General features: G+C 72.4%; 10 protein-coding genes. 2 read left to right on the top strand and 8 right to left on the bottom strand.

The genetic code is table 11. The annotated features are described in order from the left end of the window. Window positions 1-52: 52 nt before the first annotated feature. The 7 genes from ACZ5FU_RS02135 to ACZ5FU_RS02105 form a co-directional block, all read right to left on the bottom strand. The gene (locus ACZ5FU_RS02135) at window positions 53-1,165 is read right to left on the bottom strand and encodes a PadR family transcriptional regulator (RefSeq protein ID WP_469044247.1); all 1,113 of its coding nucleotides are present in this window, start codon (window positions 1,163-1,165) and stop codon (window positions 53-55) included. A 1-nt stretch (window position 1,166) separates the two neighbouring features. Beyond that, a complete protein-coding gene (locus ACZ5FU_RS02130) occupies window positions 1,167-2,102 on the bottom strand; it encodes a DUF4097 family beta strand repeat-containing protein (RefSeq protein ID WP_469044245.1) in 936 nt (311 codons plus the stop codon). 180 nt (window positions 2,103-2,282) lie between these two features. Further along, a complete protein-coding gene (locus ACZ5FU_RS02125) occupies window positions 2,283-2,462 on the bottom strand; it encodes a DUF6104 family protein (protein WP_073491365.1) in 180 nt (59 codons plus the stop codon). A gap of 206 nt (window positions 2,463-2,668) precedes the next feature. Continuing rightward, complete coding sequence (locus ACZ5FU_RS02120) at window positions 2,669-6,484, bottom strand: multifunctional oxoglutarate decarboxylase/oxoglutarate dehydrogenase thiamine pyrophosphate-binding subunit/dihydrolipoyllysine-residue succinyltransferase subunit (protein WP_451775502.1); 3,816 nt, start codon at window positions 6,482-6,484, stop codon at window positions 2,669-2,671. A gap of 312 nt (window positions 6,485-6,796) precedes the next feature. Further along, complete coding sequence (locus ACZ5FU_RS02115) at window positions 6,797-7,900, bottom strand: sensor histidine kinase (RefSeq protein WP_451525526.1); 1,104 nt, start codon at window positions 7,898-7,900, stop codon at window positions 6,797-6,799. After that, entirely contained in the window at window positions 7,897-8,637 is a 741-nt protein-coding gene (locus ACZ5FU_RS02110; protein ID WP_451525527.1) for a response regulator transcription factor, read from the bottom strand. The genes ACZ5FU_RS02115 and ACZ5FU_RS02110 overlap by 4 nt, the downstream gene beginning before the upstream one ends. Window positions 8,638-8,760: 123 nt before the next feature. After that, window positions 8,761-9,438, bottom strand: coding sequence for a spermidine synthase family protein (locus ACZ5FU_RS02105; RefSeq protein WP_451525528.1), 678 nt, complete (start codon window positions 9,436-9,438; stop codon window positions 8,761-8,763). Between the two features lie 303 nt (window positions 9,439-9,741). On the opposite strand from ACZ5FU_RS02105, the gene ACZ5FU_RS02100 reads away from it, so the two are divergent. After that, a complete protein-coding gene (locus ACZ5FU_RS02100) occupies window positions 9,742-10,401 on the top strand; it encodes a rhomboid-like protein (protein ID WP_469044243.1) in 660 nt (219 codons plus the stop codon). A gap of 94 nt (window positions 10,402-10,495) precedes the next feature. Here ACZ5FU_RS02100 and ACZ5FU_RS02095 read toward each other — a convergent pair whose 3' ends face one another. After that, the gene (locus ACZ5FU_RS02095; RefSeq protein ID WP_451525530.1) at window positions 10,496-11,179 is read right to left on the bottom strand and encodes a GNAT family N-acetyltransferase; all 684 of its coding nucleotides are present in this window, start codon (window positions 11,177-11,179) and stop codon (window positions 10,496-10,498) included. A gap of 176 nt (window positions 11,180-11,355) precedes the next feature. Between ACZ5FU_RS02095 and lon the strand changes: the two genes are divergently transcribed. Then, on the top strand, window positions 11,356-13,779 hold the full coding sequence (gene lon / locus ACZ5FU_RS02090) for an endopeptidase La (protein ID WP_451525531.1): 2,424 nt from the start codon (window positions 11,356-11,358) through the stop codon (window positions 13,777-13,779). Window positions 13,780-14,058: the final 279 nt, after the last annotated feature.

Raw genomic sequence — 14,058 nt, 5'->3', positions numbered from 1 at the left:
AGCCGACGTGCCGGGTGCCCGCCGTGTCAGCCGATGTGCCGGGTGCCCGTGCTCACTTCTCCTCCGTCCGCAGCATCGCCCCGATGTGGGCCGCCGCCGTCGACAGATGACGGCGGGCCGCGCGGAGCTGGCCGGCGGTGACGCCGTGGTCGCGGGCCGCGTCGCGGATGTCGTCGCGGAAACGGTCCAGGAGCCGGTCCAGGTCACGGGCCGGGTCGTCGCCGGGTGCCTCGTGGGCCCAGGACGGCTCGAAGCCGGCCGGGAAGTCCTCGGGAGTCTCGGTGTAGACCGGGCCTTCGGCCGCGGCACCCGCGCCTCCCGCCGGTCCCGCGGCGGCCTTCGGCTCCTGGGCCTCCCCGGCTCGCTCCGGGCTCCCGGCGCCACCCCGGCCGAAGCCGAAGTCCTTGCCGAACTCCTTCCCGAACTCTCCGAACTCCTTGGCCAGTTCGGTCAGTCCCTCTCGGACACCCGTCGGCCAGTCGCCCCGCGCGAAGTGGTCCTGGACCTGGTCCTGCACCCGTCGCGCTATGCGCTGGACCTCCTCCTGGGCCTGGGCCACGGCCCGGTCCTGGGCCTCCTTGGCCTGGCGGCGGGCCCGCTGGGCCTCCTCGCGGGCCCGCCGGCTCTCGTCCTTGGCCCGGCGGGCCTGCTCCTTCCACTCCTGCTTGGCGCGCCGCATCTCCTCCTTGGCGGCCCGCCACGATTCCCCGTCGCCGTACTCCCCGTGCTCCCCGGCGCCCGGCCCGGCGCCGGATCCGGCGCCCGCCCCGGTGCCCTGACGGGCCTCGGAGGCCGCCGCCCGCATCTCGCGCCGCAGGTCGCCCGCCGCCCCGCGCACGTCGGCCCGGATCTCCGCGGCCAGTTCGGCGACCGACTCGCGGATCTCCAGCTCGAGGTCGGCGAGTTCACCGCTGCGGTCGGCGAGCTCGGCCCGGCCCGCGTCGGTGATGGCGTACACCTTGCGGCCGCCCTCGCTGGTGTGGGTGACCAGGCCCTCGGCCTCCAGCTTCGCCAGCCGGGGGTACACGGTGCCCGCCGACGGTGCGTACAGCCCCTGGAAGCGTTCCTCCAGGAGGCGGATCACCTCGTAGCCGTGGCGCGGAGCCTCGTCCAGGAGCTTGAGCAGGTAGAGGCGGAGGCGGCCGTGGGCGAAGACGGGAGGCATGTCAGAGCACCTTCTTGTCGGTCGTGCTGTCGTCCGGGCCGGACGCTGAACCGTCTCCGGACGGGGGACAGTCTCCCGGACCGGTGGACTCGCCGTCGTCCGGAGCCGGCCCCGCCTCCCACGGTCCGTCCTCCACCGCGGGTCGCCGCAGCAGGGCGATCGAGCCGGAGACCGTCGTGGCCTTGAGACGGCCGCTGCCCGTGCCCAGACGGCCGGTGATCCGCTTGGCCCCCCACTGGCCGCTGACCCGGAGGTCCTCGAAGGCGTTGGAGACCGAGCCGCTCGCGGTGTTCGCCTCCACCCGCGCGTCCGCCGGGTGGGGCAGCCGGATGGCGATCTCGCCCGAGACGCTGGTCAGGCTGATGTCGGTGGGGCGGCTCGCCGGGTCGAGGTCGACGATCATCGAGCCGCTCACCGAGTCGGCCTTCACGGAGGAGCCCGCCTCGACGACGGTCAGGTCCCCGGAGACGGAGTTGAAGCGCAGGTCGCCGGTGAGGGCCTGCGCCTCCACGTTCCCCGAGACGGTGTCCGCGCGGACCGGTCCCGCCAGGCCGACGAGGGTCGTGTCACCGGAGACCCCCCTCACGGCGGCACGGCCGTCGATGCCGGAGACCACCGCGCCGGCACTCACCACGCCCACCTCCACACGGGTGCCGGCCGGGACGGCGAGCGAGACGACGGCATCGCGCCGCCGGCCCTTGCGGTCGAGCCAGGCGAGGAAGCCCTTCCAGGGCAGGTCCTCGTACGCCACCGTCAGCGCTCCGTCCCGGTGGCTCACGAGGAGCGGGGGCCCTTCGAGGTGGGAGACCTCCAGGCGGGCCGAATCCTCCTCGGTGCCCACCACGTTGACCGTTCCCTCGACGATGCGGACGTGCAGCTCGCTCACCGGCTCGTCGAAGGAGAGCTTCCTCGGCTCGGTGACGGACCATTCGGGCATGGGGACGACCTCCTCGGCGACACGACACGCCATATCGCGTCTCACGTAAAACACGATATATCGCGGACCTCGGAAGTCAAGGCACTCTTTCCGGTGACGGCGTTCCCGCGGCCGACGGGCACGCAAAAAGGGGCGCCCCTCGGGGCGCCCCCACACGCGACCGGCGTGACGTCGGTGGACCTACTCGTCGTCCTCGTCGTCCAGTCGGGCCAGCCACGTCGCCAGCCGCTCCACCGGGACCTCGAAGTCCGGGTTCAGGTCGACGAACGTCCGCAGCTGCTCGGCGAGCCACTCGAAGGTGACCTCCTCCGCGCCGCGCCTCTTCTCCAGCTCTTCGATGCCACGGTCCGTGAAGTACATGGGTCAAGGATAAGTGGGCGCGGCCGGCCGGACCGCCCCCGGCCGGCAGCCGGACCGCCCCGCGAAACGACGGAACCCCGCCCCGTGACAAGCACGCACCCCGCCCGTGCGACAACCGTGCGTCCCGCCCGCGAAACGGCGGGGCCGCACCCCCGTGAGGAGGTGCGGCCCCGCCGCTGTCCGACGCTGTCCGCGGTCGAGGACGCCTACGCCTCGAACACCTCACGCACCAGCTGCTCCTGCTCGGCCTGGTGGCGCTTGGCCGAGCCGACCGCCGGGGACGAGCCGTGCGGCCGCGAGATGCGGCGCAGGCGCTCGCCGTGCGGCACGTCCGCGCCGACGGCCAGGTCCAGGTGGTCGATCAGGTTCAGGGCGATGAACGGCCAGGCACCCTGGTTGGCCGGCTCCTCCTGGGCCCACAGGTACTTCTCGGCGTTCGGGTACTTGGCGATCTCCGCCTGGAGCTCGGCACCCGGCAGCGGGTACAGGCGCTCGATGCGGATGATCGCGGTGTCCGTGATGCCGCGCTTCTGACGCTCGGCGTCCAGGTCGTAGTAGACCTTGCCGGCGCAGAAGACGACCTTCCTGACGGCGGCCGGGTCCACCGAGGAGTCGCCGATGACCGGGCGGAACTGGCCCGCCGTGAACTCCTCCGCCTTCGACGCGGCGGCCTTGAGGCGCAGCATCGACTTCGGGGTGAAGACGACCAGCGGCTTGTGGTGCGGGTTGTGCACCTGCCACCGCAGGAGGTGGAAGTAGTTCGACGGCAGGGTCGGCATGGCGACCGTCATGTTGTTCTGGGCGCACATCTGGAGGAAGCGCTCCGGGCGGGCGGACGAGTGGTCCGGTCCCTGGCCCTCGTAGCCGTGCGGCAGGAGCAGGGTGACGCCGGACGTCTGGCCCCACTTCTGCTCCGCCGACGAGATGAACTCGTCCACGACCGTCTGGGCGCCGTTGACGAAGTCGCCGAACTGCGCCTCCCACAGCACGAGCGCGTCGGGGCGGGCCAGCGAGTAGCCGTACTCGAAGCCCATCGCCGCGTACTCGGACAGCAGGGAGTTGTAGACGTTCAGGCGCGCCTGCTCGTCCGAGAGGTACATCAGCGGCGTGAACTCCTCGCCGGTCTCCCGGTCGATGATCACGGCGTGCCGCTGGCCGAACGTGCCGCGCTGGGAGTCCTGGCCCGCCAGGCGGACCGGGACGCCCTCCAGGAGGAGGGAGCCGACGGCCAGCGTCTCGCCCATGCCCCAGTCGATCGTGCCGTCCTCGACCATCGAGGCGCGGCGCTGGAGCTGCGGCAGCAGACGCGGGTGCGCGGTGATGTGGTCGGGGATGTTGACCTGGGACTCGGCGATGCGCTTGACGACCTCCGCCGAGATCGCGGTGTCCACCGTGACCGGGAAGCCGTCCTGCGGGTCGGGGGAGGTGCCGGAGGTGGGCTGCGCGGTGGCCTCGCGGACCTCCGTGAAGACCTTCTCCAGCTGGCCCTGGTAGTCCTGCAGCGCCTGCTCGGCCTCTTCCAGGGTGATGTCGCCGCGACCGATGAGGGACTCGGTGTAGAGCTTGCGCACCGAGCGCTTCTTGTCGATCAGGTCGTACATCAGCGGCTGGGTGAAGGCCGGGTTGTCCGACTCGTTGTGACCGCGGCGGCGGTAGCAGATGAGGTCGATCACCACGTCCTTGTTGAAGGCCTGGCGGAACTCGAAGGCGAGCCGCGCGACGCGGACCACGGCCTCCGGGTCGTCGCCGTTCACGTGGAAGATCGGGGCCTCGATCATGCGGGCCACGTCCGTCGCGTACATGGAGGAACGCGAGGACTCGGGGGCCGCGGTGAAGCCGACCTGGTTGTTGATGACGATGTGGACCGTGCCGCCGGTGCGGTAGCCGCGCAGCTGCGACATGTTCAGGGTCTCGGCCACCACGCCCTGGCCCGCGAAGGCCGCGTCGCCGTGCAGGGCCACCGGCAGGACGGTGAAGTCCGTGCCGCCCTTGTTGACGATGTCCTGCTTGGCGCGGGCGACGCCCTCCAGGACCGGGTCCACCGCCTCCAGGTGCGAGGGGTTGGCGACCAGCGAGACCTTGATCTGCTCGCCGTCCAGGCCGGTGAAGGTGCCCTCGGCGCCCAGGTGGTACTTCACGTCGCCGGAGCCGTGCATCGACTTCGGGTCGAGGTTGCCCTCGAACTCGCGGAAGATCTGCGCGTACGACTTGCCGACGATGTTCGCCAGCACGTTCAGCCGGCCGCGGTGGGCCATGCCGATGACGACCTCGTCGAGGCGCGACTCGGCGGCCGAGTCGAGCACCGCGTCGAGCAGCGGGATGACGGACTCGCCGCCCTCCAGGGAGAAGCGCTTCTGGCCGACGTACTTCGTCTGCAGGAAGGTCTCGAAGGCCTCCGCCGCGTTCAGCCGGCGCAGGATGCGCAACTGCTCCTCGCGCTCCGGCTTGGTGTGCGAGCGCTCGATGCGGTCCTGGATCCACCTGCGCTGCTTGGGGTCCTGGATGTGCATGAACTCGACGCCGGTGGTGCGGCAGTACGAGTCGCGCAGCACGCCGAGGATGTCGCGCAGCTTCATGAGGGACTTGCCCGCGAAGCCGCCGACGGCGAACTCGCGCTCCAGGTCCCACAGGGTGAGCCCGTGCTCGGTGATGTCGAGGTCGGGGTGCTTGCGCTGGCGGTACTCCAGCGGGTCGGTGTCGGCCATGACGTGGCCGCGGACCCGGTAGGAGTGGATCAGCTCGAAGACGCGGGCGGCCTTGGTGACGTCGTCGTCGTGGCTGGCGTCGATGTCCTTGAGCCAGCGGACCGGCTCGTAGGGGATGCGCAGCGCCTCGAAGATGTCGTCGTAGAAACCCTGCTCGCCGAGGAGGAGGTTCGCGACGATCCGCAGGAACTCGCCGGACGCGGCGCCCTGGATGACCCGGTGGTCGTAGGTCGACGTGAGCGTCATGACCTTCGAGATGCCGAGCTTGTTCAGGGTGTCCTGGCTGGTGCCCTGGAACTCCGCCGGGTAGTCCATGGAGCCGACGCCCATGATGACCGACTGTCCGGGCATCAGGCGCGGGACGGAGTGGACGGTGCCGAGGCCGCCGGGGTTGGTCAGGGAGACCGTGACGCCGGTGAAGTCGTCCATCGTCAGCTTGCCGTCGCGGGCGCGGCGGACGATGTCCTCGTAGGCCTGCCAGAACTCGAAGAAGTTCAGCGTCTCGGCCTTCTTGATGCCGGCCACGACGAGCTGGCGGTCGCCGTTCGGCTTCACCAGGTCGATGGCCAGGCCGAAGTTGACGTGCGCGGGCTTGACGAGGGTGGGCTTCCCGTCCTTCTCCGCGTAGTGCCAGTTCATCGACGGCATGGCCTTGATGGCCTGCACCATCGCGAAGCCGATCAGGTGCGTGAAGGAGATCTTCCCGCCCCGGGCGCGCTTGAGGTGGTTGTTGATGACGATGCGGTTGTCGAACAGCAGCTTCACCGGGACCGCGCGCACGGACGTGGCCGTGGGCAGCTCCAGCGAGGCGTTCATGTTCTTGGCGACCGCGGCGGACGGGCCGCGCAGCGTCACGAACTCGGGGCCGTCGGGGGAGGCGGCGGGCGCGGCCTTGGCGGCCGGCTTCGCGGCCGGGGCCGCGGCCTTCGCGGGTGCCGGAGCCGCGGCGGCGGGCTTCGGCGCGGCGGGCGCGGGGGCGGCGGGCGCGGGGGCGGCCTGGGCCGGGGCGGCCGGAGCCGCCGGGGCGGCGGGCGCCGCGGGCGCGGTGGAGGGCGCTGCGGCCCCCGCGGCCGCAGTACCCGCCGGAGCCGACGGCGCGGCCGCGCCCGGCTTGTAGTCGGCGAAGAAGTCCCACCAGGCACGGTCTACCGAGTTCGGGTCCTGGAGGTACTGCTGATAGATCTCGTCGACGAGCCACTCGTTCGGTCCGAACGCGGCAGCGGGATTCCTGCCCGCTTGGTCTGCGTCGGTCGTGGGGGCACCGCCCGGCCGAAGACCGGGGGAGCTCGATGCGTTACTGGGGGACTGTGGCGACACGGCGGCAACCGCCCTCTTCCGCTTCACAAGGTGATGGACAGCGGGAATAAAGGCTACGCCTCCCAGCCGGTGAAGGTCAGACCGGGCCACCGCATCGTCGCGTAAGTCACATCACAAGGGCTGTTTCGGGGGAGGAAATGGCGGGAAACAAACGCGGTTGCGCACTGGAACGGGTGCGTCGACGCAGGTCGATGCGGGTCACGCGCGCTCAGCGTGCGGACCTGGGCCGACCTGGGCCGGCGGGATGCCCGACCCCACGGATCCGCCCGCGCGAACGCCTGTGGATCTTGTGGCTCCGCCGCAGACTTTACGTCAACTTGGAACGGAGGAGTCTCCCGGAAGAGTGATAAGAATCCGGCAACCCCGCTCGGATTCGGCCACTCCGATCCGGCCTCCGTGCAGATCGACCGCCCAGCGGGCGATCGCCAGTCCCAGTCCCGTGCCGCCGTCGCTGCCCGGACCGTGCGGACGGCGGACGGCGCCCCGGTTGAACCGCTCGAACACGCGGTGCCACTCCGAACGGGGGATGCCGGGTCCCTCGTCCAGGACCTCCAGCTCCAGCGACTCCGGCAGCGGCCCGCGCCGCGCCCTGACCGTCACCCGTCCGTGCGGCGGACTGTGCTTGACCGCGTTGTCTATGAGGTTGGCGACGACCTGGTGGATGCGCTCCGGGTCCGCGTGCGCGGTCAGCTCCGGAGGGCTCACGTCCAGGTGCAGGTGGACGTCCGTGCGCGTGTGGCTGCCGCCCGAGCCCATCGTGGCGCGCGCCGAGGCGACCATGTTGGCCTCCTTCAGCACCCCCGACAGGTACGGCCACACCTCGAAGCGCCGCCTGCGCAGCGGTACGACGCCGTTGTCGAGGCGGGACAGGTCCAGCAGGGTCTCCACCAGCCGTCCGAGCCGCTCGGTCTGCTTCAGCGCCGTGCGCATGGTCTCGGGGTCGGCCTCGGCGATCCCGTCGACCACGTTCTCCAGGACGGCGCGCAGACCCGCGATGGGGGTGCGCAGTTCGTGCGAGACGTTGGCCACCAGCTCCTTGCGCTGACGGTCCTGCGCCTCCAGCTCGTCCGCCATGACGTTGATCGTCTGGGCCAGGTCGCCCAGCTCGTCACGGCGGTTCTCGCTCACCCGGCGGGTGTAGTCGCCGTGCGAGATGGACCGGGCCACGGTGTTCATCCCGTCCAGCGGCGAGGTGAGCGAGTGCGCCACGAACTGCGTGATCAGCAGGGTGGCGATCATCGAGAAGACCGTGATGAAGCGCAGCTCGGTCTCGGTGCGCATGGCGATCATCATCAGCCCGGTGGTGATCAGCACCGAGATGACGACCAGCGCCCCCAGCTTGGTCTTGATCGAGAACGGGCGTACACCGCCCCAGGGGCCCCCGGGGCTTCTCGGTCCGTCCGGCCCGCGGCTCATGGCGTCGGGGTCTCCAGCGCGTAGCCCACGCCGTGCACCGTGCGGATCCGCTCGGCCCCGATCTTCCGCCGCAGCGCCTTGATGTGGCTGTCGACGGTGCGGGTGCCGGAGGCGTCCGCCCAGTCCCACACCTCCGCCAGCAGCTGCTCGCGGGAGAGCACCGCGCGCGGGGTGTTCGCCAGGCACACCAGCAGGTCGAACTCGGTGGGCGTGAGGTGCACGTCCTCCGAGCGCACCCGGACCCGGCGCTGCGCGTGGTCGATCTCCAGCTCGCCGAGCCGCAGTATCCCGCTGCGCGGCGTCGAGGCCGCGATCGCGGCGCGCTCCACGCGGCGCAGCAGGACGTGCACGCGCGCGGCCAGCTCCCGCATGGAGAACGGCTTGGTCATGTAGTCGTCGGCGCCGACACCCAGCCCGACCAGCATGTCGGTCTCGTCGTCGCGCGCGGTGAGCATCAGCACCGGCACCGGGCGGGCGGCCTGCACGCGACGGCAGACCTCCAGACCGTCGAAGCCGGGCAGCATGATGTCGAGGATCAGCAGATCGGGCTGCCAGGCCTCCGCGGTGTCGACGGCCGCCGGGCCGTCACCCGCCGTTTGCACGAGGAATCCCTCGGCGCGCAGGCGGGCCGCGATGGCGTCGACGATCGTGGGGTCGTCCTCGACCACCAGGACCCGGCGCTGCGCGCCGGGTGTCGCCGTCGCCGTGCCGTTGTGCGCGGTGTGTGTCTGCTCCATCGCCCGCCCCTGAAGTGTGCTTTCCGGAACCAGTGGGGTGATTCCTTTTCTGCGCATGACTGCGGTTGACGCCTTGATGACCTGCGTCAGGGCAGCAGCGTACGGGGAGTCACCGCGGCTTTGCTATCCAGGTCGGACGGCGAGGTGCACGACGTCCGGCACGCCTCGGGCAACCGGGATCTCTTCGGTACGCACCTGTTGGAACCCGGCATTCCCCAAGGTTCCCTCGAATTTGGGAGACGGCTGTGCGGACCATACCGCGAGTACCCCGCCGGGCCTCAACACCCTTGCGCAGCTTGCGAGTCCGGCCGGGGAGTACAGGCCGCCGTTGCCCTCCGTGACGGTCCAGTCGGGTCCGTTGTCGATGTCGAGGCACAAGGCGTCGAACGTGTCGGATGTCTCATTGACGTGATCGAGGAGATCCGCTTCCACGACGGTGGTGCGCGGGTCGGCGAGGGCGGCGCGGGAGACGGCGCCGAGCGGGCCGTCGAGGTGCCAGTCGATCACGGCGCGCTCGCGCTCCACGACGGTGATCCGGCCCCACCGGGGGTCGGCGGCGGCGTGTGCGAGCGAGAATCCGACGCCCAGGCCGCCGATCAGCACATCCGGTGCGGGACGGCCGTCCAGCGCGGCGAGCGCGGCGTCCATCAGGAGGCGTTCCGAGCGGCCGTCGGAGGTGTCCATCAGGAAACAGCCATTGGCGATGATCTGGAGCAGCCCCCCGTGCCGGCGCAGGACGACCTCGCCGTAGGGGCCCTCACGACGGTCCAGGACTTCGGGGGAGTCGTAGGAGACGGGCATCGGGCCATCTTGGCACCGGACCTGGCGGCTCGTCGGGGAATATCGGGGGCAGGCGTGTTCGAACGGGGGTGAGCGGGGTAGGCGCGGTTGACGTACGCCGGTGCCGACGCCGTCCGGGGGCGCCGAGGACCGGCCGTCGCGTGGCGCCGGACACGGGACAAGGGCCTCGAGGGACGCGGGGAACGGAAGGAGCGCCCCAGGGTGGAACAGTGCGCCACGGCGGAACGCGCGCCGGCCGGCACCGCGGCACCGCCCGGCCCGGCCGGCTCACCGGCACCGCTCTCCGGCCGGCACGGTCCGTCCGTGTCCCGGGACCCGGCGCGCGACCGGTCCCGCTCGCGCCCGCGGCACCCGCTGCCCACGCCCGCCGGCACCCCTTTCACCTTCTTCTACGCCCTCCTCCTCGCCGTCACGTCGTACGTCGCCGCGCACGCCGACCCCGCGCTCGTACGGGTCCTGCACGAGAACTCCAGCACCGACGTCGCGCACCTGCTGCACGCCCCGGTGCCGGTGCTGCTGGCCAGCGCGCTGTGGGTGGCCGGCGGGATCGGGTCGCCGTTCACGCTCGGCTTCCTGCTGGTCCTCGCCGCGCTGGAGCGGCGCGTCGGAGGCGCCCGCGCGGCCGGCGTCTTCCTGCTCGGACACGTCCTGGCCACCCTGGCGACCGAGGTCCCGGTGGGTCTGGCCGTCCTCGCGGGCCGTCTTCCGGACAGCTCGCTGCACCGCCTCGACTACGGCGTCAGCTTCGGCGTCGCGGCGAGCGCCGGCGCGCTGGCCGGCCTGCTGGGTCCCTGGCCGCGCCGGCTGCTCCTCGCGGTGTCCGGCGGGATCCTCCTGAGGAACCTGCTCGTCCTCGCCGACCCGCTGAGCGACTGGGGCCATCTGATCGCCCTGGCGATCGGCGTCGCGACCTGGCCGTGGGTGCGGCGTCCGGGGAGCGGTGCGCGTGCGGGGCACGGGTGAGCGGTGGGGGGCCGGCGGTGCCCGGCGCCCTGCCACGCGTACGTGCCCGCGGCCAACGCGTACGGGCCCGCGGCCGACGCGCGCGTGCCCGCGGCTAACGCGTACGGGCCCGCGGCTGGCCGGCGGCCTCGCCGGGCCCCGTGAATCTCGCGCTGGTCAGCGGTGCCGTCACCGTCCACCCCAGGGACTCGTAGAGGGCCCGGCCGGCCGGGGTCCCCGCCAGGACGCCCGTCTCCGCGCCCTCGGCGGCCGCCCGCTCGGTCAGCAGGCGCACGACGAGGCCGCCCAGGCCGCGGCGCCGGTGCCCGGGCGCGGTCTCTACCTGGTCGACCACCGCCGTGGCGCCGGTCGGGGCGACCTGGCCGCGGGCCGCGAAGGAACCGTCGGGCGCGGTGACCAGGAGGCGGGTGACGCCGCCGCGCGTCCAGCGGCGCAGGTGGTACCCGTCGGGCACGCGCGGGTGCCCCGCCCGGGCCGGCAGCGGCACGGTCATCAGCCAGCCGGGCTCCGGATCCACCCACCAGCCCTTCCCGAGCCAGCTCCCGACCGGTGCCGGGTCCCGGAACACCTTCAGCCACACGCCGGCGGCCCGCACACCGCCCGCGACCTCGCGCACGGTCTCCTCCTCGACGTCGTCGCCGACCGCCGCGAGGACGTGCCGCGACACGTGCGCCGGCTGCCCGACGTCCACGGTGAACCCCCACGGCTCCCGCACCGGAGGGGCCGCCCCGCGCGACACGACCCAACCGTCCACCCATGCCCGCACGACGCCGCCCACGACATCTCCCGTAATGGTCTCTCGCGTTATTAGGCTATTACGGTGAGCTTATGCCGCCGTCCGGTGACGGTGACAGGCGTGATCGCCGACAGCGAACGGCGGCCGGGGCGGGGAACATTCGGGGACTCACGTGCATTGAGTCGGCATAACTCAACTTGACTGCCTAAGGGGAGATCATGGCTGCTGAGTCCGCAGCGTTCACACCGCTCACCCTGCCCGTGCTGCCGCTCGACGACGAGGTCGTGCTGCCCGGGATGGTGGTTCCGCTCGACCTCAACGACAACGACGTACGCGCCGCGGTCGAGGCCGCGCAGGCCGCCGCCCGCTCCGAGCCCGGCAAGCCCAGGGTCCTGCTGGTGCCGCGCATCGACGGGTCGTACGCGAGCACCGGCGTGCTGGGCACGGTCGAGCAGGTCGGCCGGCTGGCCGACGGTGACCCGGGCGCCCTGATCCGCGGCCGCGGCCGCGTGAGGATCGGCGCCGGCACCACCGGCCCCGGTGCGGCGCTGTGGGTCGAGGGGACGAGGATCGACGAGAGCGCACCCGATCCGCTGCCCGGCCACGCCGCGGAGCTGGTCAAGGAGTACAAGGCGCTCGCCACCGCCTGGCTGCGCAAGCGCGGTGCCTGGCAGGTCGTCGACCGCGTCCAGGCCATCGACGACGTCTCCGCCCTCGCCGACAACTCCGGCTACTCGCCGTTCCTGACCACCGAGCAGAAGGTGGAGCTGCTGGAGACCGCCGACCCGGTCGCCCGGCTCCGGCTCGCCACCCGCCAGCTGCGCGACCACCTCGCCGAGCAGGACGTCGCCGAGACCATCGCCAAGGACGTCCAGGAAGGCGTCGACAAGCAGCAGCGGGAGTTCCTGCTCCGCCGCCAGCTGGAAGCCGTCCGCAAGGAACTGCGCGAGCTGAACGGCGAACAGGAGGGCGAGGAGTCCGACGACTACCGCGCCCGCGTGGAGGCCGCCGACCTGCCGGAGAAGGTGCGCGAGGCCGCCCTCAAGGAGGTCGACAAGCTGGAGCGGTCCAGCGACCAGTCCCCCGAGGGCTCCTGGATCCGCACCTGGCTGGACACCGTCCTGGAACTGCCCTGGCACGAGCGGACCGAGGACGTCTACGACATCCGGGGCGCCAAGGCGGTCCTGGACGCCGAGCACGCCGGCCTGGAGGACGTGAAGGAGCGGATCACCGAGTACCTCGCGGTGCGCAAGCGCCGCAGCGACCGGGGTCTCGGGGTCGTCGGCGGCCGGCGCGGCGGCGCCGTGCTCGCGCTCGTCGGCCCGCCCGGCGTCGGCAAGACCAGCCTCGGCGAGTCCGTGGCCCACGCCATGGGCCGCAAGTTCGTCCGCGTCGCCCTCGGCGGCGTGCGCGACGAGGCCGAGATCCGCGGCCACCGCCGTACGTACGTCGGCGCGCTGCCCGGCCGGATCGTGCGCGCGATCAAGGAGGCCGGGTCCATGAACCCGGTGGTCCTGCTCGACGAGATCGACAAGGTGGGGTCGGACTTCCGCGGCGACCCGGCGGCGGCCCTGCTGGAGGTGCTGGACCCGGCGCAGAACCACACCTTCCGCGACCACTACCTGGAGGTGGAGCTGGACCTGAGCGACGTCGTCTTCCTGGCCACCGCCAACGTCCTGGAGGCCGTCCCGGAGGCGCTCCTGGACCGCATGGAGCTGGTCCGCCTCGACGGCTACACCGAGGACGAGAAGGTCGTCATCGCCCGCGACCACCTGCTCCCGCGCCAGCTGGAGCGGGCCGGTCTCGCCGAGGACGAGGTGATCATCGAGGAGGACGCGCTGCGCAGGCTGGCCGGCGAGTACACGCGCGAGGCCGGCGTGCGCACCCTGGAGCGGTCCGTCGCCCGGCTGCTGCGCAAGGTCGCCGCCCGGCACGAGCTGGGCGAGCGGGAGCTGCCGCTCACCGTCCGCGCGGAGGACCTGCGCGAGCTGATCGGCCGGCCGCACCACGTGCCCGAGTCCGCCCAGGACCCGGCCGAGCGGCGCACCGCGGTGCCGGGTGTCGCCACCGGGCTCGCGGTCACCGGCGCCGGCGGCGACGTCCTCTTCGTCGAGGCGTCCCTGGCCGACCCGGAGACGGGCGCCGCCGGCCTGACCCTGACCGGTCAGCTCGGCGACGTGATGAAGGAGTCGGCGCAGATCGCGCTGAGCTTCCTGCGCTCGCACGGCGCCGAACTGGAACTGCCGGTGGCCGACCTGAAGGACCGGGGCGTGCACATCCACTTCCCGGCGGGCGCGGTGCCCAAGGACGGCCCGAGCGCGGGCGTCACGATGACGACGGCCCTGGCGTCGCTGCTGAGCGGACGGCTCGTGCGCACCGACGTGGCGATGACCGGCGAGGTCTCGCTCACCGGCCGCGTCCTGCCCGTCGGCGGGGTGAAGCAGAAGCTGCTCGCCGCGCACCGGGCGGGTGTGACGACCGTCGTCATCCCCAAGCGCAACGAGCCCGACCTGGACGACGTCCCGGCGGAGGTGCTGGACACGCTCGACGTCCACGCCGTCACCGACGTCCGCCAGGTCCTGGAGCTGGCGCTGGCCCCGGCGGCGGACGGGGTCGTGCCGGAGGTCCCGGTCGCCGCGTGACGCCGGTCCCGGCGGGTCCCGCCCGTGCGGGGACCGGATGAGGGAAGGCCCGGGCTCCGTGAGGGAGGCCCGGGCCTTCACCGTGCGCGGACCGGGGTGCCGGCGCCCCGCGCGCGCCGGCCGCAGCCGTCGTACGCGTGCCGGTCGCCGCCCCGCCCGTGCCGGAAGCGGCCGCGCGCGGGGACGGGAGGCGGGGGAGGGGGTCGCCAGGCGCCGCGGATCCACGCCTGCGAAATACTGGGAGAGCTGCGGCAATGGCGGAAACGGGCGAGGACCTCC

The organism is Streptomyces sp. NPDC031554 (assembly GCF_055580685.1).
This window is presented reverse-complemented; position numbering and strand designations above follow the sequence as displayed.